Annotated in this window: 17 protein-coding genes and 1 tRNA gene; 7 read left to right on the plus strand and 11 right to left on the minus strand. The window is 59.7% G+C overall.

Annotated features, from left to right (window positions below; translation table 11 throughout):
• The first annotated feature begins 85 nt into the window (after positions 1-85).
• From AQ621_RS15700 to AQ621_RS15715, 4 genes are all read left to right on the plus strand, one after another.
• Entirely contained in the window at positions 86-478 is a 393-nt protein-coding gene (locus tag AQ621_RS15700) for a globin domain-containing protein (protein WP_058342191.1), read from the plus strand.
• 119 nt (positions 479-597) lie between these two features.
• Entirely contained in the window at positions 598-1596 is a 999-nt protein-coding gene (locus AQ621_RS15705) for an HlyD family secretion protein (protein ID WP_058342192.1), read from the plus strand.
• Positions 1589-4324, plus strand: coding sequence for a ribosome-associated ATPase/putative transporter RbbA (rbbA, locus tag AQ621_RS15710; RefSeq protein WP_058342193.1), 2736 nt, complete (start codon positions 1589-1591; stop codon positions 4322-4324). Before AQ621_RS15705 ends, rbbA begins: the two co-directional genes overlap by 8 nt.
• Before the next feature lie 2 nt (positions 4325-4326).
• On the plus strand, positions 4327-5445 hold the full coding sequence (locus AQ621_RS15715; RefSeq protein WP_058342468.1) for an ABC transporter permease: 1119 nt from the start codon (positions 4327-4329) through the stop codon (positions 5443-5445).
• A 74-nt stretch (positions 5446-5519) separates the two neighbouring features.
• Here AQ621_RS15715 and AQ621_RS15720 read toward each other — a convergent pair whose 3' ends face one another.
• On the minus strand, positions 5520-5891 hold the full coding sequence (locus AQ621_RS15720) for a VOC family protein (RefSeq protein ID WP_058342194.1): 372 nt from the start codon (positions 5889-5891) through the stop codon (positions 5520-5522).
• A gap of 134 nt (positions 5892-6025) precedes the next feature.
• Between AQ621_RS15720 and AQ621_RS15725 the strand changes: the two genes are divergently transcribed.
• The 3 genes from AQ621_RS15725 (at position 6026) to AQ621_RS15735 (ending at position 8285) form a co-directional block, all read left to right on the plus strand.
• Entirely contained in the window at positions 6026-6550 is a 525-nt protein-coding gene (locus tag AQ621_RS15725; protein ID WP_058342195.1) for a lipocalin family protein, read from the plus strand.
• 138 nt (positions 6551-6688) lie between these two features.
• The gene (locus tag AQ621_RS15730) at positions 6689-6940 is read left to right on the plus strand and encodes a hypothetical protein (RefSeq protein WP_145840291.1); all 252 of its coding nucleotides are present in this window, start codon (positions 6689-6691) and stop codon (positions 6938-6940) included.
• Positions 6941-6950: 10 nt separating this feature from the next.
• Complete coding sequence (locus AQ621_RS15735; protein WP_145840292.1) at positions 6951-8285, plus strand: hypothetical protein; 1335 nt, start codon at positions 6951-6953, stop codon at positions 8283-8285.
• Between the two features lie 35 nt (positions 8286-8320).
• Here the strand turns inward: AQ621_RS15735 and AQ621_RS15740 are convergent, their stop codons facing one another.
• The 10 genes from AQ621_RS15740 to fmt form a co-directional block, all read right to left on the minus strand.
• Positions 8321-9712, minus strand: coding sequence for a restriction endonuclease subunit S (locus AQ621_RS15740; protein ID WP_082641127.1), 1392 nt, complete (start codon positions 9710-9712; stop codon positions 8321-8323).
• On the minus strand, positions 9709-11277 hold the full coding sequence (locus AQ621_RS15745; RefSeq protein ID WP_058342199.1) for a class I SAM-dependent DNA methyltransferase: 1569 nt from the start codon (positions 11275-11277) through the stop codon (positions 9709-9711). Before AQ621_RS15745 ends, AQ621_RS15740 begins: the two co-directional genes overlap by 4 nt.
• A 23-nt stretch (positions 11278-11300) precedes the next feature.
• Positions 11301-12407, minus strand: a complete 1107-nt coding sequence (gene fic, locus AQ621_RS15750; RefSeq protein ID WP_058342200.1) for a protein adenylyltransferase Fic — start codon at positions 12405-12407, stop codon at positions 11301-11303.
• A gap of 145 nt (positions 12408-12552) precedes the next feature.
• On the minus strand, positions 12553-16080 hold the full coding sequence (gene hsdR, locus AQ621_RS15755) for a type I restriction-modification system endonuclease (RefSeq protein ID WP_058342201.1): 3528 nt from the start codon (positions 16078-16080) through the stop codon (positions 12553-12555).
• Between the two features lie 126 nt (positions 16081-16206).
• Positions 16207-16283 (minus strand) — tRNA-Pro (locus tag AQ621_RS15760).
• A gap of 87 nt (positions 16284-16370) precedes the next feature.
• Positions 16371-18452 carry a glycine--tRNA ligase subunit beta gene (gene glyS / locus AQ621_RS15765; RefSeq protein WP_058342202.1) on the minus strand — a complete coding sequence of 694 codons (2082 nt, stop codon included), beginning with the start codon at positions 18450-18452 and terminating at the stop codon, positions 16371-16373.
• A gap of 2 nt (positions 18453-18454) precedes the next feature.
• The gene (gene glyQ / locus AQ621_RS15770) at positions 18455-19477 is read right to left on the minus strand and encodes a glycine--tRNA ligase subunit alpha (protein WP_022990430.1); all 1023 of its coding nucleotides are present in this window, start codon (positions 19475-19477) and stop codon (positions 18455-18457) included.
• Between the two features lie 135 nt (positions 19478-19612).
• Entirely contained in the window at positions 19613-21016 is a 1404-nt protein-coding gene (gene trkA, locus AQ621_RS15775; protein WP_058342203.1) for a Trk system potassium transporter TrkA, read from the minus strand.
• Positions 21013-22314: a 16S rRNA (cytosine(967)-C(5))-methyltransferase RsmB gene (rsmB, locus tag AQ621_RS15780; RefSeq protein WP_058342204.1), complete on the minus strand. Its 1302-nt coding sequence runs from the start codon at positions 22312-22314 to the stop codon at positions 21013-21015. Before rsmB ends, trkA begins: the two co-directional genes overlap by 4 nt.
• Before the next feature lie 2 nt (positions 22315-22316).
• Positions 22317-23252, minus strand: a complete 936-nt coding sequence (gene fmt / locus AQ621_RS15785; RefSeq protein ID WP_058342205.1) for a methionyl-tRNA formyltransferase — start codon at positions 23250-23252, stop codon at positions 22317-22319.
• Positions 23253-23270: the final 18 nt, after the last annotated feature.

Below are 23270 nucleotides of genomic sequence, written 5' to 3' on the forward strand. Positions count from 1 at the left end.
TGCCGCTATGGCTATTTTCGGTCGCAAGCTTAGAATGCGCGCCATCATCACATCATTCCGCCTGTTTCAAGGACACCCATTGCAAATGAACAATACGGACCTGGTTTTTCAGAGTTATGGCCGATGTTGCCGCAAAGATGAATTCTTCGTGGATTTCTACGACTTCTTCATGTCCAGTTCTGACGCCATTCGCAACCGCTTTGTCGACACCGACATGGCCGCCCAGCGCCACCTGCTCCGCAACGGCGTAATGCAGATTATCCTGGTTGCCCGGGGTATGTCGGACCGCAAACTGCGGGACCTGGGCGAAAGCCATAACCGCAGCAACTACAACATCAAACCGGAATGGTACGACCTGTGGGAGCAATCCCTGCTGAAAACCGTGCGGGCCCACGACCCAGAGTGGACCCCCGAGTTACAGCAAGCCTGGCGTGAAGTACTGAAGCCGGGTATCGAGCTGATCCGCGGCGTTTACTGATTTACTGTAAGGCTGACAGACGGGATAGATCGTAAGCTATCTTGATTCCTGTCAGCCCTATCGTCACACTTTTTCTCTATACTTCCCTTCCGTATTACTCATCTGATCAAGGACGACATATGGCCGGTAAAAGTGCCAAAACTGCCTCCAAACTCCTGCTGGCACTGCTGATTGTGGCTGTGATAGCGGCTGCTGTCTGGTACCTGATGCCGAACGGCGACGAACTCCCCGAGCACATTGCTTCCGGCAACGGCCGTATTGAAGCCACCGAAGTGGATATCGCCACCCGCATACCCGGGCGCCTTGAATCCTTCGAGGTACGTGAAGGTGATATGGTAGAAGCCGGCCAGCTGCTGGCGGTGATGGACACCGACGAGCTCAAGGCACGTGCGGCGGCTGCCGAAGCCAACCTGCACCAGGCCGAACAGGCCCGGCTGCTGGCTGAAGCCATCGTCGTGCAGCGGGAAAGCGAGCAGCGCTATGCCCGTGCCGAACTCGCCCGTATTGAAACCCTGGTCGACCGGGGCCATGCCTCCCGGGAGCAGCTGGACCGCACCCGCACGGCGGCAGAAACCGCCGGGGCTGCCCTGCAGGCGGCCCGGGTACAGGTGGCTTCGGCCGATGCCGGCATTGAATCGGCCCGGGCTGCCATCCGGCAAATCCAGACCAACATCGACGACAGCCAGCTTTCCACTCCGGTGGGTGGCCGTGTGCTATACCGGCTGGCGGAACCCGGTGAGGTACTGGCTGGCGGCGGCAAGGTGGCCACAGTGCTGGATGTGACCGACGTCTACATGACCATCTTCCTGCCCACGGCTCAGGCCGGCAAAGTGCGGGTAGGCTCGGAAGCACGCATCATCCTGGATGCCCTGCCGGATTACGTGGTGCCGGCGGAGGTCAGCTTTGTGGCGGCAGAAGCCCAGTTCACCCCCAAATCGGTGGAAACCCGCAGCGAGCGGGAGAAGCTGATGTTCCGGGTACGCATCCGCATCAATCCGGACCTGCTCAAAGCTTACCGGGACCGGGTAAAAACCGGTGTGCCGGGCGAAGCCTATGTGCGGCTGGATGAAAGCCTGCCCTGGCCCGATAGCCTGAAGGCGAGCCTGCCCAATGACTGACACCGTAGCCCGGCTGGAAGGAATCAGCCACCGCTACGGGGAAACCGCTGCGCTGTGCGACATTACGCTGGATTTCCCCGCTGGCTGCATGGTGGGCCTGATCGGCCCGGACGGGGTGGGTAAATCCACCCTGCTGGGGCTGATTGCCGGCGCCCGCCAGTTACAGCAAGGCAGCCTGCAGGTTCTGGGCGGCGACATGGCCAGCCACCGGTTTCGCAACCAGGCCGCCCCGCGCATTGCCTATATGCCCCAGGGCCTGGGTGGCAACCTGTACCACACCCTGACGGTGGACGAGAACATTGCCTTCTTTGCCGACCTGTTCGGCCTCACCGGTGCCTCCCGCCGGCAGCAGATCGACCGCCTGCTGGATGCCACCGGCTTGCTGGCCTTCCGGGACCGCCCCGCCGGCAAGCTGTCTGGCGGTATGAAACAGAAACTGGGCCTGTGCTGCGCACTTATCCACAACCCGAACCTGCTGATTCTGGACGAGCCCACCACCGGCGTAGACCCGCTTTCCCGCAAACGCTTCTGGGACCTGATCGACACCATCCGTGGGCAAAGTAGAGGGATGAGCGTGCTGGTCGCCACCGCCTACATGGAAGAAGCCGAACGCTACGACTGGCTGGTGGCCATGGACGCCGGCAAGGTGCTGGCCACCGGCTCCCCCGCCGAGCTGCGCCAGCAAACCGGCACCGATAACCTGGACGATGCCTTTATCGCCCTGCTGCCGGACAGCCGCCGGGAGCAGGAGCTGGGCGTGCCGGTATCGGCACAAGCGACAGCTTCACCCACTCCCGAGAACAGCACTCCGGCCATCGTGGCGGAGAACCTGACCCTGAAATTCGGCAGCTTCACCGCGGTCAAAGACGTCAGCTTTGCCATCCCGAAAGGCGAAATTTTCGGCTTTCTCGGCTCCAACGGCTGTGGCAAAACCACCACCATGAAAATGCTCACCGGTCTGCTGACCCCCACCGAGGGTAAGGTGGCGTTGTTCGGTGAGCCGCTGAATGCCAAAGACCTGGCCACCCGCCGCAAGGTGGGCTACATGTCCCAGTCGTTCTCCCTGTACGGCGAGCTGACCGTGCGCCAGAACCTGGACCTGCACGCCCGGCTGTTCCACCTGCCGGAGGCAAAAATTGCCGGGCGCATCAGCAGCCTGGCCGGGGAATTCGGCCTGGAAGAGGTGCTGGACCACCAGGCCGGCGCACTGCCGCTGGGGGTACGCCAGCGATTGTCTTTAGCGGTGGCGGTGGTGCACGAGCCGGAACTGCTGATTCTGGATGAACCCACCTCCGGCGTAGACCCCGGCGCCCGTAACCGGTTCTGGCAGCTGCTGATGCGGCTGTCCCGGGAAGACGGGGTGACCATCTTTATCTCCACCCACTTTATGAACGAAGGCGAGCGCTGCGACCGGATCTCGCTGATGCACGCGGGCGAAGTACTGGCCTGTGATACCCCCGAAGCACTGATCGAACAAACCGGCAGTGACAGCCTGGAAGGCGCCTTTATGACCACCCTGGAAGCGGTGGACAAGGAACCGGAAAGCCAGAACGGCGGCAAACTGCTGAGCCGGGACAGCAGTTTGCCGGAACGTCCCAAGACCTTCAGCCCGCAACGGCTGCTGGCCTACGGCCGGCGCGAAGCCCGGGAACTGCTGCGGGACCCGATCCGCATGGCCTTTGCCTTTATCGGCTCGGCCCTGCTGATGCTGATTTTGGGCTACGGCATCACCATGGATGTAGAAGACCTGCCCTTTGCGGTGCTGGACCGGGACCAGACGCCCCAGAGCCGGGATTACATCGCGGCGATCTCCGGCTCCCGCTATTTTGTCGAGCAACCGGCGCTGTCGACGGCGGAGGAGCTGGAGCGGCGCATGCGCTCCGGGGAGCTGAGCCTGGCTATCGAGATTCCTTCCGGCTTTGGCCGGGATATGAAACGGGGCCGCGACACCGAGCTGGCGGTGTGGGTGGATGGCGCCATGCCGTTCCGGGGCGAAACCATCCTCGGCTACGTACAGGGCATGCACATCAGCTACCTGAGCGAACAGGCCCGGCAGGCGTGGGGCGAAGTACCCACGTTGAGCCTGGTCAGCCTGGAAGACCGCTACCGCTACAATCAGGATTTCCGCAGTCTGGATGCCATGGTGCCGGCGGTGATTCCGATCCTGCTGATCTTCATCCCGGCCATACTGATGGCCCTGGGCATTGTCCGGGAGAAAGAACTGGGCTCCATCACCAACCTGTACGTCACCCCGGTCACCCGGCTGGAATTCCTGCTGGGCAAGCAGTTGCCCTACATCGCCTTCAGCATGGTCAGCTACGCCAGCCTGGTGTTGCTGGCGGTCTATGTGTTTGATGTGCCCCTCAAGGGCGGCCTGCTTACCCTCACTTTTGGCGCTTTGCTGTTTGTCACCGCCACCACCGCCCTGGGCCAGGTGATGTCCACCTTTGCCTCCACCCAGATTGCCGCCCTGGCGGCCACGGCCATACTCACCATTCTGCCCACCGTGCAGTTTTCCGGCCTGACCGAGCCGGTATCGTCCCTGAGCGGTGCTGGCGCTTGGATCGGCCCCTTCTGGCCGGCCACCTGGTTTTTGCAGATCAGCCGGGGCGTGTTCACCAAGGGTTTGACCCTGGCCGACATGCAGGGCGCGTTTCTGGCGCTGGCGGCGTTTATTCCGGTGCTGACCGGCCTGGCCATGGTACTGCTGCGGAAACAGGGGCGCTGATGATGGAATCTCTCGGTAACATCTGGCACCTGGGTATCAAGGAACTGCGCAGCCTGTGGCAGGACAAGGTGTTGATGGTGTTCGTGCTGGCGGCCTTCACCCTGATGATCTACACCGCAGGTTCTGCCGGCTCTATGGAGCTGCACAACGCCCCGGTAGCGGTGGTGGATGAAGACCAGACCGTGCTCTCCGGCCGGGTCATCAATGCCCTGCAGCAGCCCTGGTTTCTGCCGCCAGACATGGTGCGCTATGACCAGATAGACGACTTGCTGGACAAGGGCAGCCACACCTTCGCCCTGGTAATCCCGGAAGGCTTCGAGCGCAAGGTGCGCCAGGGCCAGCCGGTAAGCCTGCAGCTGAACATAGACGCCACCCGCATGAGCCAGGCTTTTATCGGCACCACCTACATAGAACGCTTCGCCATGACCGAAGTGGCGGAATTCCTGCAGCCGGGCAGTTCCACCGACGGCCTGCCGGTGACGTTGGTGACCCGCGCCAGTTTCAACCCCAACCTGGATGGCACCTGGTTTGGTGGTGTGATGGAGCTGATCACCCAGGTGACCCTGATCAGCATCATCCTGACCGGCGCAGCGCTGATTCGCGAGCGCGAACACGGCACCGTGGAACACCTGATGGTAATGCCGCTGCGGCCGTTCGAGATTATGGCGTCCAAGGTCTGGGCCAACGGCCTGGTGGTGCTGCTGGCGGCGTCTGTGTCGATCACTCTGGTGATTCAGGGATGGCTGAACGTACCCATTGCCGGCTCTGTGTGGCTGTTCCTGCTGGGGGCGCTCATTCACCTGTTCTCCACCACCGCCATCGGCATCCTGATCGGCACCGTGGCCCGCACCATGCCCCAGTTCGGTCTGCTGCTGATCCTCACCATCCTGCCCTTGCAGCTGCTGTCTGGCGGCATCACCCCAAGGGAAAGCATGCCGGACCTGGTGCAGAACATCATGCTGGCCGCCCCCACTACCCACTTTGTGAGCATGGCCCAGGCCATTCTGTACCGGGGTGCCGGGCTGGAGGTGGTATGGCCGCAAATGCTGGCACTGGTGGCCATTGGTGGCGTGTTTTTCTCGAGCGCACTGGTACTGTTCCGGCGCCATCTGTCGGTGTGAGGTTATAAAAACGCGGGGAATGAGGTAGGGACTGGGGCCGACAGCATGTGCCCGGCCCCGTTGCCTGCGGCTGATCAGCCGAAGTGATAGAACGCCAGCTTGTTGCCGTCCGGATCGCGCACGTAGGCACCGTAGAACTGGTTCGGAATACGCTGGCCCGGCTCACCGTCGCAGGTAGCCCCCAGCTCGACGGCCTTCTTGTAGAACTTATCCACAGCTTCCTTGGACCCCGGTTGAATGGCCAGCATGTTGCCGTTACCCGGATGGTTGGGCTCGCCGTTGAAGGGGGTGCAGACTGCCAGCATCGGCTTGGCCATGCTTTCACCAATGAATGCAATGCGTTCCATATCCAGCAGCACCTTGCCGCCGAGCTCGCCCAGCAGGTCGCTGTAGAACTGCTTGGCCCGGTTCATATCGCTGACACCGATGGTTACGTATCCGATCATATTCGACTCCTTGGTTGGTTAACGCTGGGTATACGAGCGCCACAGCGTTTTGGAGCTTAACACCCGCATGGGGATCTTTGCTTGCCGCTTTGCTATGGTTGGCACCAGATCCTTCCAGCCCGGAGCCCTGCCGCATGAAACCGATAACACTCCTGTTTTCCGCCCTGGTCCTGCTCTCCGGCTGCACCGGCCTGCCTGAAGGCATCGAACCGGTTACCGGCTTCGACAAAGACCGCTACCTGGGCACCTGGTATGAAATCGCCCGCCTGGACCACTCCTTCGAGGAAGGCCTGAGCAAGGTGACTGCCGAATACACCCTGAAGGACGACGGCAGCATCAAAGTGATCAACCGGGGCTACAACGCTGAAGAAGGCGAATGGCAAGAAGCCGAAGGCCGGGCAAAGTTTGTGGGCGACAGCAACGTGGGCCACCTGAAAGTTTCCTTTTTCGGGCCTTTCTACGGCTCTTACGTGGTGTTCGGGCTGGACGAGGACTACTCCACCGCCTACCTGACTGGCTACAACCGGGATTACCTGTGGCTGATGTCCCGCACGCCGGAAGTGAGCGATGATGTGCTGGAAGCGTTCAGAGAGCGGGCTGAGGCTGAGGGGTTTGAGCTTGGGGGGTTGATTGTGGTGGAGCAAGCATCTACCCAATGAAAACTTGCCAGTCCGTTCGACGGGTAGCTATAGTTCACAAGATCAAATATTCATGCTGATAGCATTTGATTTTGGTGAAAATTTGATCATTCTGGTTCGACTCAGTAGAATACTGCGGCCTCAATAAGCTAACAGGGTATGATTATGCTGACGTTATCAGTTGCGCTAGGGATTGTCGCACTGGGAGTTTTTGCTTACCTGGTACTGAAGTTCGCGGGTGAGTGGCAACTCCGTAACAAGATGATGGAGAAAGCCCGTCGTCTTGAGCGTCAGGGTGTAAAACCTGCTGGCTCTTCCCTGTCCCACGGAATGTGTTTGCACAAAACGACCTCCAAAATTATCCCCGATCAGATGGAATCGCTTGTCTGGTATAAACGGTTAATGGACTGACCACTATTCGATGGAATATCAGTATCTTGGCTGGATACCTTGTATCAGCGGCCATCTTGATTTCGGCTTGATGAAGCCCGGAATATCTGGCGGCTTTACGAATAAAGATATCAAGGACAACAAAACCAACCACATCAATTTTGGCTACCTGGCGCAGAAAGATCATCACGCCCGCCGGGTGATGCTGCAGTCCAAGGTTGACTGGCAAGATCGTCTCAGTGACAAGGAATACGACGGTTCCTTCCGGGTATTTGTCATCGCCGAGGCATCAGAAAGTGCCTGTATGGATAACCGGGAACTTCATGGCAGCGTCTACATTTACCCAACCAGTGAGCAGGAAGGCAGTAAAGCCCAAAATCGCGAAAAACCGTGGTTTCAGACAATCCACGAAGCGCAGGAAATCTATGACCGTTCCAACGGTAACGTTGATGGTTGGGGTGAGTCACGAAGCCAGCTTAACCGGTGTTATGAACGCCTGAAGGAAGAATTGGAGGCAATGGGTTTCTGGCGAGTGGACTTCAAGGCGACATCAGGCGGCTTGGTCTATCTTTCCACTCCCACAGAGCAGCATCGTCCCCTGTCCGATAACGAAAAATACCTGATCACCCGTCAAGCTTACTACTACATCAAGTATTCCCTGCACTCCCACAAGCACCACCAGGCAGAGCAAGATTCCCTCACCACGATTGTTCCCTACGACCCGTCCACGGATGGCAAGCGCGATGCGGCATTAAAGATGCTGTGCCAGTTGAAACGGGAACTTACCCACATCAAGCGAACACTGACCCAAGAGCAAGGGCTGTATTCAGATGATGCCTTGGGAATCCTCAGCTATATGGGCTCGTTGTTAACGACCTTGCACACGCGAAAATTGATCGACGGTGATCTGTACCAGCGAGAGGGGCGATACATCGATTCGCTTCGTAGCTCTTTCCAGGTCCAGGAATCGCGAACCCGAAACTTCCGCTCCATCGAAGATTCAACCCGGTCTACCTACCGGGTATACATTGGCTGGACTCTGGCATTGGTTTCATTGTTCTTTGGAATCGTTGCGCGGCCGTTTTATGCGCCGGTAGCAGAAAGCCAGCTAATGGCCATTCCTTCATTTGGAGAGCTGGCTCTGTTCGTCACATTAATTCTTTTGGTAGCCACACTTGTCTATACGAAGCTGACGGCACACATGATAAGCACCAAGCTTGATGAAGCCTCGGTGCGCTATTTTGTGCAGGCTCGCTATCACCCGAGCGGTTGGCGGCTTGTTGGATCATTCCTTGAGGACAATAAAACAGCCATCTTCGTCTTCATGGTATTGCTGATAGGCGCGATCTCCGCCGCTTTCATCTGACCATTTTCTTGGTGCCACGAAAATGGTCAGACTGTTCATGCCTTGGTTTTTCGGCGCTTGGGTTTTGCCACCGCCGCCCGCTCCGCCTTGATCCTCTCTAGCAACGCTTCCGCACTGTTCTCCCCGCTGATCAGCTCCGGGTTGTCCTTGCGCCATTGCTCGGTGAGCTCGCCCCGGAAGGCTTTGGCCAGGATGGACTGGGTGAGGTTGTTGACGCGGGCCAGGGCGTTGTTGATCTGTTGTTCGATGCGGTCGGCGTGGGCGAAGAGGTGGTCTACTCGGCGGACGATTTCGGTTTGTTCGTCCAGCGAAGGGAAGTAAACCTCGAGGTTCTTAATAACCTTCTGATTTAGGTTGACCATTGTTGAGCCAACGGATGCAGAATTGAAATAGCTGACAGCAGTTGGGGATCTCAGAATAATCTCCAGGTATTTGGGGAGCGCATCGTTTCCGACTCGCAAGATCATAGAGCCCGTCCCGCATAGCTGAGGTTCGTCACTTGTGACAACCGATGCGCGTCCCATTTCCCCTCTACGGCCAACCACAACGTCACCTTTCCGAAGATGCCAAGCTTCCAGGCTCATGTACTTTTGTTGTGAAATGGTCATTGAATTGGAAGGCGTAATGGTTCCCTCTGATATGTGCATCGGGTTGATGACTGGAATTCCGCCGATTACATAATCCGACTTGTGAAGAGCGCTGCCAAATGGTCCGGTTTTGACGTCTACTCCCGCCTCTCCTAGTTTTTTGAAGCTTCGTTCACGGTTATCGCCATTCCTCCACTCCTCCGTCAACCGCCCACTCACCGCCGCAGCCAGCACGGACTGACGGAAGCGTTTCAGGATTTGCGGGATGCGTTCGAGGCGGGCTTTGGTGTTTTCCACCTGGGCCAGCAGGGTGTCGAGTTTGTCGGCGATGACTTTTTGTTCGGCGAGAGGTGGTAAGGGTAGCTTAATTGCCCGAATAGCTTCCTGTGAGATATTACGCATTGAGAACTGGTTACCTGTAGCCAAGCTCTCAATCTGAGTTCGGGCCTCGCGGGTTTTCAAATACCGCAGTACCAGCGGCTTGAATGAGGAGTCCATAGCAAGCCGCAACACTTTGTCGCTCAGATAGAGCTCCTTGCTTATGTCGCTAACCATTGCGCAAGCACCTACCAGCTCGAGGGTGTTTGCCCGAGAAAAAAGAAGATCGCCAACTTCGATCTTTTGGCTTGGCAAAAGGTGATCAACGGTGAGTAGTGTTTTGCTCTCGTTTTCATCAAACTCGCCACGAGTGACGGCACTGATTTTCACAAGCCCTTTTTCTTTGGCGGTTGGGGGGCGCTCAACACAACGGACGCTTTTCCCTGTTTGAATTCCCTGAAGTAGATCCCCGAGCACACAGGTCCGCCACTGATTTGGAAGGCGCAAACTTCCGGTCATCATGCCCCCTCACTCAACTTCGCCATTAAGGCTTCTATTTCGCCCAATGCCTGCACCAGCTCCCCCATCGCCTCACCCGCCAACACACTCGGCTCCGGCAGGTTGGCGGCATCCACGCTGTCGCTGTCTTTCAGCCAGGAAATATCCAGCGAGTCGCCCTTGTGCTCGGCAATCCACTGGCGGCTGAAGCTGCGCCAGCGGCTGTGGGCCAGGCGTGGGTCGATGCCTTCGTTTTCGTCGCTGTGTTCCGGCAGTTCGATGTCTTCGGAATGGAAGCTGTATTCGCCTTCCTTGCGCTCGCTGTCACCGTTGGGGCTTTCGCCATACACGGCTTCAAACGCCTTCAGGTGCGGGTCGCCAAAGGGGGTGCGTTTGCCGAAGCTGGGCATGTTGGTACGCAGGTCGTAGACCCAGACGTTTTCGGTGCAGTTTTCTTCCTGGTACTTGTCTGCCGCGCTGCCCTTGGTGAAGAACAGCACGTTGGTTTTCACGCCCTGGGCGTAGAAGATGCCGGTGGGCAGGCGCAGGATGGTGTGCAGGTTGCACTTGTGCATTAAATCCCGGCGCACGTCGGTGCCCACGCCGGCTTCGAACAGCACGTTGTCCGGCAGTACCACGGCGGCGCGGCCACCGGGTTTGAGGTTGCGGTAGATGTGCTGCAAAAAGGCCAGCTGTTTGTTGCTGGTTTTGTAGGTCAGGTCGTCCCGGGTGATGCTGGCGTCGCCGCCCTTGCTGGTGCCAAAGGGCGGGTTGGCGAGAATCACGTCGGCCTTTTCCAGTCCGGCACCGGTCTGGCCCAGGGCGTTGCCCAGGTGCACCACGCCTTCGGCATCCCCTTCCATACCGTGCAGCAGGCAGTTCATCAGGGCCAGGCGGCGGGTGCCGGGCACCAGTTCGATGCCCACGTAGGCCTTGGTGGTCTGGAAGGCTTTCTGTTCGGTGGTCAGGTCGTACAGGTCGTCGGTCTGGCCTTTGATGTATTCGTGGGCGGCAATCAGAAAGCCTGCGGTGCCCGCCGCCGGGTCCTGGATGCGCTCACCGGGCTGAGGTTTCAGGCAGCGCACCATGGTGTTGATCAGGGCGCGGGGTGTGAAGTACTGGCCGGCACCGGATTTGGTTTCATTGGCGTTCTTTTCCAGCAGGCCTTCGTACAGGTCGCCCAGGCCGTCTTTCTGGGCACTGAACCAGTCGATCTGGTCCAGGGTCTTGATCATCTGTTCCAGATGGCGCGGCTCCCGCAGGCGGGTCTGGGCGTCGGCGTAGATGGCGCTGATCAGCGGGTCGTCGTGTACCAGATTGCCGTCGCCGTCGTTGCCGGTGGACAGGCTGAGCAGGATGCGTTTGTAGTCGTTCAGCAGGTTGATGCCGGATTTGCCGTTCAGGTCGGTCCAGCGGCAGCCTTCCGGCAGCGGGTGTTTTTTCAGGGTGCCGGCTTCGGTGTTCTCGTGCACCATCTTGATGAACAGCAACAGCACCAGTTCGGTGACGTAGTCGGAGTAGTTGATGCCGTCGTCCCGCAGAACGTCGCAGAGGTTCCAGAGTTTCTGGACGATGTCGTTGTTGGTCATGTGTGTTCTCAAGGTTGCTGAATTCAGTGGTAAGGCTGAAGCTCGTTGCTATCGCTGGTCATCAGGCGTAGCAGGCGCGGATTGAGGAACAGCTTTTCGTTGCCTGCTGTTTTCTCCTGCAGTACGCCAATCTCGACCAGCTGTTTCAGGTAACTGGATGCTGTCTGCCGTTTGGCTATGTCTTTTTCTACCAGGTTGCTGATGCGGCAATAGGGCTGCTCAAAAATGGTCTGGACCAGTTCGTGGCTGTAGATCTTGGGCAGCGCTTGTCTGACATGGTCTTCAGTTTCAGTAATGAGCTTTCTCATGGCGGCGATCTTGGCGCAGGTCCAGGACGATACCTGCTCCACGCCGTTAAGCATAAAGATAATCCACTCCTGCCACTCACCGGTGCGGGTAACCTGGGTCAGTAGGCGGTAGTAATCGTTTTTGTGCTGAACTATGTAGCGGCTCAGGTAGAGTATGGGCAGGGTGAGTAGCCGCTGTTCGATCAGGTAAAGCACATTGACGATACGGCCGGTTCGTCCATTGCCGTCGTGGAACGGATGAATGGCTTCGAACTGGTAATGGCTGATGGCCATTTTGATCAGTGGGTCCGTGTCGTCGTATGCATGCAGATAGTTTTCCCAGTTGGTGAGCAGGTTGCGAATAACCGCTTCACCAACCGGTGGGGTGTAGATGGTTTCACCGGTTGCCTGATTGCCAATGATGGTCCCGGGCACCTTACGTACATCCATATCCACGCCTTTCAGCGTGCTGCACACCTCTATAGCGGTGCTCGCGCACAGTGGTTTGCGCTGAAGATGGACGAAGCCCTCATAAAGGGCTGTGCGATATCGGAGCGCTTCTTTGGTGGCCGGATCGGCCCCCTGATCTTCCTGCGAAAACTGAAACAGTTTGTCGGTGGTTGTGACGATGTTCTCGATCTCGGAACTGTCTTTGGCTTCCAGCAGTGGCAGAAGGTTTATCAGCAGTGATTGATTCGGAATCAGTTCACCTGCCTGTTTAAGCTCAGCCAGAGCGGCCCGGGCGGGAATGCAGGCTTTGAGGATGCCCAGAGTCTCGGTCACTTCTTTGGCAGGCGGAAGCGGCGGTAACTGGTTGTAAGGCTGATCCGGTCGCCAGGCCATGTTTAAATTCCTTGAAAATTTCGACAAAGGTGTGTGTTTTGCGCAGTCTATGTTTATGCGGTAAACATAGCAATGATCTGTGTCGAAAAAATACTGAAAAATCGACACAGGTTAAACCTATGTCGATTCCATAAACATGGCATTCTCAAGCACTCCGCTCCGGCCACATCGCCTCATTCAATTCCTCCAGCACGGTATCCAGCTGTTGCCCCAGCACCTTATTCATCTGCCTGGCCCCGCCATCGTCGGCAAACCGGTGGTTCACAAACTCCCGGTCGATGATCACTTCGTGCACCAGCTGCTTGGCCAGTCGCTCCAGCCATTTGCGTTGGTTCGGGGTCCAGTTGTGCTGGGTGTAGATGCGATCCATGGCTTCCGCTACGCGCTGTTCGAAAGGAATCAGCGGCTCGCCCAGGGCGGCACGGCGGATGTAGCCGATGATGCTGGCGGCGATGTCTTTGTTGGTCTGGTTGCGCACGGCGCTTTGCAGGCGGGCTTCGGAGTAACCGTGGTTGTCCAGCAGCAGTTTTACTTCCCGTAGCTGTTCCCGGGTGAGGTCACGGGGTTTGTTGACGACGACGGCCAGCGCGGCGGATTGGTTGAGCTGTTGTTTGATGAACTCGTTGAAGCTGTCCAGGTAGTCTTCCGGCTTGTCGTGTACACCGTAGCTCTGGATACGTTCGCGGATTTCGTCTTCGTGGTCGGAAATCAGCGGCATGTACTCGCTGCCCACCAGGGACTTCACCTCGGCCAGCTGGTTCAGCAGGCCGCTGTGCTGTTTGATAAACGCGGACGCTTGGCGCGGGCCGAGGTGGTGCAGGTGCTGGTGCAGGGATTTGGGCTCCACACCCCAGCTCTGGTGCAGTTCGTCCAGTTTCTGTTTCAGTTCCGGGCGGCTTTCGGCTTTGTTGTCGGCCTTGCGCAATACCCGCATAAGTTTCTGGCTGAGCTGGCTGAGTACCACATCGGCGTGGCTTTCATCAGGCTGTTCGCCGGGGCTTGCGAGGGCCTTTTCCAGGTGCTCGTCATCGGTGAGCTCATCCACCAGTTGTTCCAGGGTGATGTTGGGGTCTTTCACCAGGGGCTTCATGGTGTTCACATCTTGCAGGGCGGCGTAGATGTCCACCGGGTCGTAGATGCGGAACACAGTCTTGCCGATCTCGTCGCAGCGGCGGGTGGCGCGGCCGATCATCTGTTCGTACAGGATGCGTGAGCGTATCCGGCGCATGAACACCAGGTTGCAGATGCGCGGCACGTCGATGCCGGTGGTCAGCAGGTCCACTGTGATGGCGATGTTGGGATAACGCTCGTTTTTGTAGCGGCGGATGAGCTGGTCCACCTTGTCGCTCTGGCCGGTGATCTTGGCCACCGCGGCTTCGTTGTAGCGGCCGTTGTAGAGTTCCTTGAAAGCATCATCCAGCAGGCGTTTGACCATGTCCGCGTGCAGGTCGGTGGCGCAGAAAATCATGGTCTTCTCATCGCCGAACGGGTCCAACTCCTGCACCAGCTGTTCGCAGATCACCCGGTTGAAGTTCTCGTTGATCACCCGGCGGTTGAAGGCATCCACCTCGAAGCTGAGTTCGTCTTCCAGTTCGGTGGTGTCCACTTCGCCGGTCCGGGTATTGATGACTTCGACCGGTTTTCCCTTCTCAAAGGTAATGCCGTTCTGGGTAAGGAGGGTTTCGTAGCGGATGGGTGGTTCATGATCGATCAGCCAGTCATCCGCCACCGCTTCCCGGTAGGAGTAGGTGTACACGGGCTTGCCGAAGATTTCGCTGGTGTGCTTGGCCGGGGTGGCGGTCAGGCCGATTTTCACCGCATCGAAATAGTCCAGCACGCGGCGGTAGCTGGACAGGTACTGGCTGGTGTCCCGCAGGGCCAGTTCGCCTTCGGTCATTTCCTGGTCCAGGGTGTAGCCGCGGTGGGCCTCGTCGATGATGATGCAGTCGAACTGGTCGATGGGCGGCGGGTTGTCGCTCATAAAGATACGTTTCACCATGGCCTGCACGGTGGCCACCTGAATGCGTGTTTCCGCTTCAGCGGCCATGTCGCCCAGCTCGGCAACGTTGTAGATCTTGCTGAGGGTGTGGTTCTGTTCCAGCGGTGCTTCGTTGAAGGCGTCGATGGCCTGCTGGCCCAGTGCGGTGCGGTCCACCAGGAACAGGATGCGGTGGAAGCGTTCGGCTTTCAGGAACCGGTACATCAGCCCGATGATGGTGCGGGTTTTGCCAGTGCCGGTGGCCATGGCCAGCAGGGCGGTGCGCACGCCACGGACCAGGGCGTGTTCGGTGGCGACGATGGCGTTTTGTTGGTAATCCCGCAGTTTCAGGTAGCCGAAGGGCTCTTCCTTTAACAGTTTCTCAGCGTTTTCCTTGTCCCTCTCCAGCAAATCCAGCAGCCCGCCTGGGGTGTGGAACTGCGGCAGTGCCCGGCGCAGGTTGCTGGGTTCGCGCACATCCCGGAACCAGGTGCCGGACTGTTCCGCCAGTTGCGGAATATAGGGTCGACCGTTGCAGGAATACACGAAGGGTACGTGGTAATGGCCGCTTTCATCGGCGGGCCAGGCGATGGTGCGGCCCATCAACTCCCAGGCTCCGACTAATGGTGCGTCTACCTTGAAGCCTTTGCTGTAACGTTCGGCCTGGCGGATTTTGCCGGCGACGTTGGTGTTCTCTTTCTTGGCCTCTACCACGGCGATGGGCGTAAGGCCTGCAAACAGCACGTAATCGGCCCGGCCCTTCTCGCCATTGTGATTGGTGGGCCATTCGGCAATCGCGCGATAGGTGCCTTTCTCCGGGCGGGCGCCTTTCTGGAAGGTGATGTCCTGGCTGTCGGCTTCCCAGCCCGCTTCCTGCAGTTTCTGGTCGATGAGAATGCGCGTGAGTTCTTCGTTCAGTACCAGGGTGTCGGTGGCGGCCTTGGTCTGTTTGGCTACCTGCTGGCGCTGCTGATTAACGGTTTGCTCGCCCTGCTCCGTGAGCTGTTGTTGCAACGCTTTGATCTTCTGCTCGTAGGCCTGCTGCTGTTGGCTCAGGGCTTGTTCGTGCTGGCGGGCCTGTTCCGCCAAAGCGCGGGATTCTTCATCCATGGCGAGCGCCAAGGCTTCGTATTCGGCCTTCTCTTTTTCGATCAGCTGGCTGAGCTGCTGGCTGCTGTCCAGCGCCATGTTGGCGTGTTGCAGATCGTGGCGGAGCTTTTCAATGTCGCTCTGGAGCTGGCGTAACTGTGCGCTGGGGTCTGCTGGCGGTATAAAGGGGCCGGGCTTGAAGCTGGCACCGGCTTTACCGAAGGAGCGGTGAAACCAGATGGCCAGGGCCCGCGCTACTTTCAGGCCATCCATCGCCTCTTTGTGTTGGGTGCGGAACTGGTGGGTGGCCTTGTTACCCTCAATGCGCAGGATGTGGAACAGCTCTTTGATCTGCGGTTCCAGCCGCAGTTCCCGGTTCAGGCGATAGAGCAGTTCGGACTGGCTGGTTTGGTCGTCGAACTCGATACCGGACAGCGCAGCCAGGTGTTGGGCCAGGGCTTCACCCAGCTGGCGGAGTTTGATCAGGGTGGTGTTGGGGTCGCTGGCGAAGGCACGCTCGGCGGATTCGGCCAGTTCCACGAATAAGGAATCGTGCTCTGACAAAAACGAAAAGTTGCCGGACTTGAATTCCGTTGCCTTGTTCAATGTATCCCTCCGCGACAGTCTTACGGCAGAACATTAGCAGACTTATCAAGGATACAGAAATTCAGGGGCTTCGGGCGGTGGAGCCCGTAAGGAATCAATCTTTGGAAACACAAAAAGGAGGGAAAATGGTCGGCGTGAGAGGATTCGAACCTCCGACCCCTTCGTCCCGAACGAAGTGCGCTACCAAGCTGCGCTACACGCCGATCAACGGCCGGTATTATACGGATTGCCGGCCGTTTTACTACCCCCATCCTTGGGGAAAATTATCCGTACAACTGCGGAGCCGCCCTTCAGCCTGCGGTTGGCAGCAGGGAAATGTCGGCTACCCGCAGGAACAGGTTGCGCAGGCGGTTAAGCAGGGCCAGGCGGTTGTTGCGCACGGCCTCGTCGTCTGCCATCACCATGACTTCGTCAAAGAAGGTGTCTACCGGCTCGCGCAGGCTGGCCAGGGAGGTCAGCGCGCTGGCGTAGTCGCCCTGTTCGAACAGCGGCAGTACTTTCTGCGCCTGCTCTTCTACCCTGGCGGCCAGGTTCTTTTCGGCGGCATCCTGCAGCAGTGAGTTATCCACAGCCTCGCCGATGCTGTCGCCACCCTGCTTGGTGAGGATGTTGGACACCCGCTTGTTGGCGCCGGCCAGGGCCTGGGCTTCCGGCAGCTGGCGGAAGGCTTCCACCGCTTTTACCCGGCGGTCGAAGTCCAGCGGGCGGGTCGGGCGGCGGGCGTGTACGGCCAGGTACACTTCAGCGCCAATGCCCTGCTCGTCGTAATGGGCGCGGAAGCGGTCAAGCATGTAGTCCACTACGGTGCTGGCGGTGTTGTTCTCGGTCAGCACGGTGAAGTTCTGCTCGGCCCACTCGCATACGGTCTGCAGGTCCAGCGGCAGCTGGCGCTCGATGATGATGCGCAGCACACCCAGAGAAGCCCGGCGCAGGGCGAACGGGTCGCGGGTGCCGGACGGTGGCTGGTTGATGCCGAACAGGCCTACCAGCGAGTCGATACGGTCAGCGATGGCCACGGCACAACCGGTCAGGGTGGTGGGCAGGTCGTCGCCGGCAAAGCGCGGCATGTACTGCTCGTTCAGGGCCTTGGCGACGTCTTCGTGCTCACCATCGTTGGCGGCGTAGTACTGGCCCATGATGCCCTGAAGGTCGGTGAACTCCAGCACCATTTCGGTCACCAGGTCGGTCTTGGCCAGCATGGCGGCACGTTCGGCCAGGGCCGGATCGCTGTTGATCGCCTCGGCAATTTTCTTCGCCAGGGCCGCTACCCGCACGGATTTGTCGTAAATACTGCCGAGCTTGTCCTGGAACACGATGGGCTTGAGGGCCTCGATGCGGTCTTCCAGCCTGGTCTTGCGGTCGGTCTCGTAAAAGAAGGCGGCATCCGAGAGGCGCGGGCGGATCACTTTCTCGTTACCGGAGATCACCTGTGAAGGATCTTTACTTTCCAGGTTGGCCACGGTGATGAATAGCGGCAGCATGTTGCCGCTGGCATCCACCACGTGGAAGTACTTCTGGTGCTCCTTCATGGAAGAGATCAGCGCTTCGGCCGGGACTTCCAGGAAGCGGTCTTCAAAGCGGCCCATCAGCGGTACCGGCCACTCGTTCAGCGCGGTGACTTCGTCCAGCAGGTCTTCATCGATCACGGCCTTGCCGTTGGCTTCTTTCTCGGCCAGGGCGTTGACACCGGCACGGATCTGCTCGCGGCGCTCGGCAAAGTCGGCCAGTACGTAGCCTTCTTGCTTCAGCACCACTTCGTAGTCGGCCGGGGTCGGTACAATCAGCTCTTTCGGGCAGTGGAACCGGTGGCCGCGGGTTTTGTTGCCGGGCTTCAGGTTCATCACCGGGGTTTCAATCACGGTGTTGCCGTAAAGCTGTACCAACCAGTGTACCGGGCGTACGAACTCGGTTTTGCCGGCACCCCAGCGCATGCGCTTGGGAATGGGCAGTGCGGCCAGGGATTTCTCCACCAGCTCGGGCATCAGTTCGACGGTGGGCTTGCCCTTTTCGACGGTGCGATACAACAGCCAGGCGCCCTTGTCGGTTTCCAGGGTGTCGAGCTGATCCGGGGTAATGCCCAGGGAGGTGGCAAAGCCGGTCAGGGCACGGGTTGGGTTGCCGGAGTCGTCGAAGGCGGCTTTGACGGCCGGGCCGCGTTTTTCGACCGCCTTGTCAGGCTGGGCATCGGCCAGGTTACGGATGCGCACGGCCAGGCGGCGTGGGGCCGCAAAGCTTTCCACGGCACCGAATTCTACGCCAGCTTCTTCCAGGCCTTTGACAATGCCCTGGGTGAAGGCGTCAGACAGTGGCTTGAGGGCTTTCGGAGGCAGTTCCTCGGTACCCAGTTCGACCAGAAAATCCTGTGTTGCCATGATTATGCGTTCCCCTGTTCCTGCGGTGCCTTGTTGGCTTTCTTGCCCTTCTTGCTGGCCTTGGCGTCGGCGGCTTCAGCGGCGGCCAGTACTTCCTTGCGGAGATGCTCCGGAGCCAGCGGGAAGCCCAGCTTGCGGCGGCTTTCGAAGTAGGCCTGGGCGACTGAACGTGCCAGGGTGCGTACGCGCAGGATGAAACGCTGGCGCTCGGTCACGGAAATGGCGTGGCGGGCGTCCAGCAGGTTGAAAGTGTGGGAGGCCTTGAGTACCTGCTCGTAGGCGGGCAGCGGCAGGCCGGCTTCGATCAGGCGGGCGCTTTCCCGCTCGTACACATCGAAGCTGTGGAACAGGAACTCGGTGTCGGCGTGTTCGAAGTTGTAGGTGGACATCTCCACCTCTTGCTGGTGGAACACGTCGCCGTAGGTGACCACGCCATCCGGGCCGTTGGTCCAGACCAGGTCGTACACGCTGTCCACGCCCTGGATGTACATGGCGATGCGCTCAAGGCCGTAGGTCAGCTCGCCGGTGACGGGATAGCATTCCAGGCCGCCCACTTGCTGGAAGTAGGTAAACTGGGTGACTTCCATGCCGTTCAGCCAGATTTCCCAGCCCAGGCCCCAGGCGCCCAGTGTCGGGGATTCCCAGTTGTCTTCGACAAAGCGGATGTCGTGCACCAGCGGGTCCAGGCCCAGGGCACGCAGGGAATCCAGGTACAGCTCCTGGATGTTGTCCGGTGACGGCTTAAGCACTACCTGGAACTGGTAGTAATGCTGCAGGCGGTTGGGGTTTTCGCCGTAGCGGCCGTCGGTGGGGCGGCGGCTGGGCTGAACGTAGGCGGAGTTCCAGGTTTCCGGGCCGATGGATCGCAGGAACGTGGCCGGGTGGAAAGTACCGGCGCCCACTTCCATGTCGAGGGGCTGGAGAACCACGCAGCCGTGCTGCGCCCAGAAATTCTGCAATGCCAGGATCAGACCCTGGAAGGTCTTGATATCCGGCGCGGAGTTGTTGGTTGCCTTGTCTGTCACGACGTTTGCCTGCTGGTCAGTCTGTGTGTGGCGCCCCGCGTTACGGAGCACTCCGAATTTTGAAAACGCGCATTATACGCTGGCTGGCGCTGCATTTCTAAGTGCCAGCCAGGGTGTTGTTTTGTCTGAGGTCAATCAGAAGAAGGTGAGGCCCACCTGGAACAGTTTTTCGACATCCCGGATGCGGGATTTGTCCACCAGGAACAGGATCACGTGGTCGTCCGGCTGCACCCGCAGGTGGTCGTGGGCGATCAGCACTTCGTTATGGCGCACGATGGCCCCGATGGTGGTGCCCGGCGGCAGGTGGATTTCATCCAGCCGCTTGCCCACCACCTTGGAGGAGCGGTGATCGCCATGGGCAATCGCTTCGATGGCCTCGGCCGCGCCCCGGCGGAGTGAGTGAACATTTACTACGTCGCCACGGCGCACGTGGGTGAGCAGGCTGCCGATGGTGGTCTGCTGGGGAGAAATCGCCACGTCGATGTCGCCGCCCTGGATCAGGTCTACGTAGTCCGGGTTGTTGATCAGGGTCAGTACCTTGCGGGCACCCAGGCGCTTGGCCAGCAACGACGCCATGATGTTGGCTTCGTCGTCGTTGGTGACGGCACAGAATACATCGGTGCTTTCGATGTTTTCTTCCAGCAGGATGTCCTTGTTGGCGGCATTGCCTTCCAGCACCACGGTTTTCTGCAGGCGCTCGGACAGCATCACACAGCGTTCGTGGTCCCGCTCCAGGATCTTGACCTGGTAGCGGCTTTCCAGAGTGTTGGCCAGGCGGTAGCCGATGTTGCCGCCACCACAGATAAAGATGCGCTTGTAGGGTTTGGACAGCGGCTGCAGTTCGCTCATCACCGAGCGGATGTGGTCGGCGGCGGCAATGAAGAACACCTCGTCGCCGTCTTCGATCACCGTGTCGCCCTGGGGCATGATGGCGCGGTCTTTGCGGAAGATGGCCGCTACCCGGGTGTCGATCTTGGGCATGTGGGTACGCAGGTAAGACAGCTCCCGCCCGACCAGCGGGCCACCCTGGGTCGCCCGAATGGCCACCAGCCGTGCCAGGCCCTTGGAGAACTCCAGCACCTGCAGGGTGCCGGGATATTCGATCAGCCGGGTTATGTGCTGGGTCACCAGGTGTTCCGGGCTGATCAGTACATCAATCGGGAAGCCCCGCAAACGGTCCAGTTCTTTTTCGGTATCCCGGTTATAGAACAGTTCCTGCTTGCCCAGATACGCCCCGGCCCGCACGCGGCAGATGGTGGTGGGGGTCTTGTACAGCAGCTTGGTGACCTGGCAGGCCACCATATTGGTTTCATCGCTGTTGGTGACCGCAATCACCATGTCGGCGTCTTCGGCGCCGGCATCTTTCAGGATGGTGGGGTACGAGGCCCGGCCGTGCATGGTGCGGATATCCAGCCGGTCCTGCAGTTCCCGCAGGCGCACGCTGTCGTTGTCCACCACGGTGATGTCGTTGGCTTCGTTGGCCAGGTTTTCAGCGAGGGTGCCGCCCACCTGGCCGGCGCCGAGAATCAGGATTTTCATGCGTCAGGTTTCTCCAGCACGGCATAGAAAAAGCCGTCGTGGCTGTCCGGGTCGGGTAGCAGCTGGCGCCCGGTGTCCATGTCGCGGCCCCAGTCAGCATTGTTCTGAACCAGCGTTGCCTGTTCCTGCTGCTTGAGGAATCGCTGGATTATACGGTGGTTCTCCTGGGGAAACACCGAACAGGTGGCATACACCAGCCGGCCACCCGGTTTCAGGATAGACCACATGGCCTCGAGCAGGCCAAGCTGGATGCTGGCCAGGGGCACAATGTCGGACTCCCGGCGCAGCAGTTTGATGTCCGGGTGCCGGCGGATTACGCCGGTGGCACTGCAGGGTACGTCCAGCAGGATGCGGTCGAATGGCTCGCCGTCCCACCAGCTGTCGATATCGGCGGCATCCGCCTGTTTCAGGGTGGCGTGCAGGTCCAGCCGGTTGAGGTTTTCCTGGACCCGGGGCAGGCGCTCGGCGGATTCGTCGATGGCGACCACTTCATCCAGTTCGCCACAGACTTCCAGGATGGCGCAGGTCTTGCCGCCGGGAGCAGCGCAGGCATCCAGTACCCGCTGGCCCGGTTGCAGGTCCAGCATGGTGGTACACAGCTGGGCGGCTTCGTCCTGGACGCTGGCACCGCCGTCTTCGAACCAGGGCAGGCGCTCGACCGGTACCGGGCGTTCCAGCTGAATGCCGTGGGGGGCAAAACGGGTTGGCCTGGCTTCGATACCGGCCTCGGCCAGCAAATCCAGGTATTCGTCACGGCGGAAACGCAGGGCGTTTACCCGCAGGGTCATGGGGGCCTGGGTGTTGTTGGCGTCCAGAATGGCCTGCCAGTCTTCCGGCCAGTTGTGGCGCAGCTTTTCCACCATCCACACCGGGTGGCTGTAGCGGCTGCTGTCGTCGTTCGGCTCCGGCGCCCCTTCCCTTTCCGCCGCCCGCAATACGCCGTTGACCAGTCCGGTCAGGTGCGGCTTGTCCAGCGCCCGGCAGGCTTCCACGGTTTCGTTCAGCACCGCATAGGTGGCCTGTTCGCTGAATCGCAGCTGGAACAGGGCCACCAGCATCAGGTGGTGAATCACCCGGTCCGGCTTGCGCAGGGGCTTTTTCAGGCGCTGGTTCAGCTCGCCGTCAAGCCGGTGAAACCAGCGGCAGGTGCCGTAGCATATGGCTTGCAGCTGGGGCCGTTGCTCCGGCGGCAACTGGTTCAGGGCCGGCGGCAGGCATTGTGTCAGTGACTGGCCGTTCTCCACCGCCAGCAACACGTTGGCGGCGACGGCACGAAATGGCAGGGGCTGGTAGGCCATGGTCAGTTCAGCTCCTGGCCGGGCAACAGTACCTGCTTGCCGCCGTTGATCAGGTCGTTGATGCTCTGGGCTTTGCTGCCCGGCAACTGGACCGAGGTGATTTTCAGGCTGCCGGTGCCGCAGGCCACCTCAACGCCGTCCCGCTCCCGGCTCAGTACCGTGCCGGGAGCTTTGCCGCTGCCCTGCTCCAGCGCAGTCGCCTGGTGAATGCGGATCCGTTGTTCGCCCAGGTCGGTAAACGTGCCGGGCCAGGGGTTGAAGGCGCGGATCAGTCGCTCGATGTCAGCGGCACTGCGGCTCCAGTCGATGTGGCCTTCTTCCTTGGACAGCTTGTGGGCGTAGTTGGCGTCGGCATCGTCCTGGGGCTCTCCGGTCAGCTCCCCTTGCGCCAGCCGGGTCAGTGCGTCCACGATGGCTTCGCCGCCCATGTCGGCAAGTCGGTCGTGCAGGCTGCCGCCGGTGTCGTCGGCGTTTATCGGAGTGCTCACTTTCAGCAGCATGGCACCGGTGTCCAGGCCTTCATCCATCTGCATGATGGTAATACCGGTTTCGGCATCGCCGGCGGCAATGGCCCGCTGGATCGGAGCGGCACCGCGCCAGCGCGGCAACAGGGAGGCGTGGATGTTCAGGCAACCGTGGGTCGGGGTCTCCAGCACGGCTTTGGGCAGGATCAGGCCATAGGCGGCGACGATCATCACATCCGGTTGCAGTGCCGCCAGCTCCTGTTGGGCCTCTTCGGGCTTCAGGCTGACCGGCTGGAACACGGGAATGCCGGCATCCAGCGCCACTTGTTTGACCGGGCTGGGCATGAGTTTGCGGCCACGGCCAGCAGGGCGGTCGGGCTGGCTGTATACGCCCACCACATTATGGCCGGCTTCCAGCAGGGCCTTCAGGGCAATGGCGGCAAAATCCGGTGTTCCGGCAAAAACAATGCGCACGGTGGTTGCTTCTCTGTG

This window comes from Marinobacter sp. P4B1 (assembly GCF_001447135.1).
GTDB classification, from domain to species: domain Bacteria; phylum Pseudomonadota; class Gammaproteobacteria; order Pseudomonadales; family Oleiphilaceae; genus Marinobacter; species Marinobacter vinifirmus.

What these genes read in the sequence shown, in the direction of transcription:
- AQ621_RS15700 (WP_058342191.1), top strand. Translation starts at nt 86, where the DNA reads ATGAACAATACGGACCTGGTTTTTCAGAGTTATGGCCGATGTTGCCGC.
- AQ621_RS15705 (WP_058342192.1), top strand. Translation starts at nt 598, where the DNA reads ATGGCCGGTAAAAGTGCCAAAACTGCCTCCAAACTCCTGCTGGCACTG.
- rbbA (WP_058342193.1), top strand. Translation starts at nt 1,589, where the DNA reads ATGACTGACACCGTAGCCCGGCTGGAAGGAATCAGCCACCGCTACGGG.
- AQ621_RS15715 (WP_058342468.1), top strand. Translation starts at nt 4,327, where the DNA reads ATGGAATCTCTCGGTAACATCTGGCACCTGGGTATCAAGGAACTGCGC.
- AQ621_RS15720 (WP_058342194.1), bottom strand. Translation starts at nt 5,891, where the DNA reads ATGATCGGATACGTAACCATCGGTGTCAGCGATATGAACCGGGCCAAG.
- AQ621_RS15725 (WP_058342195.1), top strand. Translation starts at nt 6,026, where the DNA reads ATGAAACCGATAACACTCCTGTTTTCCGCCCTGGTCCTGCTCTCCGGC.
- AQ621_RS15730 (WP_145840291.1), top strand. Translation starts at nt 6,689, where the DNA reads ATGATTATGCTGACGTTATCAGTTGCGCTAGGGATTGTCGCACTGGGA.
- AQ621_RS15735 (WP_145840292.1), top strand. Translation starts at nt 6,951, where the DNA reads ATGGAATATCAGTATCTTGGCTGGATACCTTGTATCAGCGGCCATCTT.
- AQ621_RS15740 (WP_082641127.1), bottom strand. Translation starts at nt 9,712, where the DNA reads ATGATGACCGGAAGTTTGCGCCTTCCAAATCAGTGGCGGACCTGTGTG.
- AQ621_RS15745 (WP_058342199.1), bottom strand. Translation starts at nt 11,277, where the DNA reads ATGACCAACAACGACATCGTCCAGAAACTCTGGAACCTCTGCGACGTT.
- fic (WP_058342200.1), bottom strand. Translation starts at nt 12,407, where the DNA reads ATGGCCTGGCGACCGGATCAGCCTTACAACCAGTTACCGCCGCTTCCG.
- glyS (WP_058342202.1), bottom strand. Translation starts at nt 18,452, where the DNA reads ATGGCAACACAGGATTTTCTGGTCGAACTGGGTACCGAGGAACTGCCT.
- trkA (WP_058342203.1), bottom strand. Translation starts at nt 21,016, where the DNA reads ATGAAAATCCTGATTCTCGGCGCCGGCCAGGTGGGCGGCACCCTCGCT.
- rsmB (WP_058342204.1), bottom strand. Translation starts at nt 22,314, where the DNA reads ATGGCCTACCAGCCCCTGCCATTTCGTGCCGTCGCCGCCAACGTGTTG.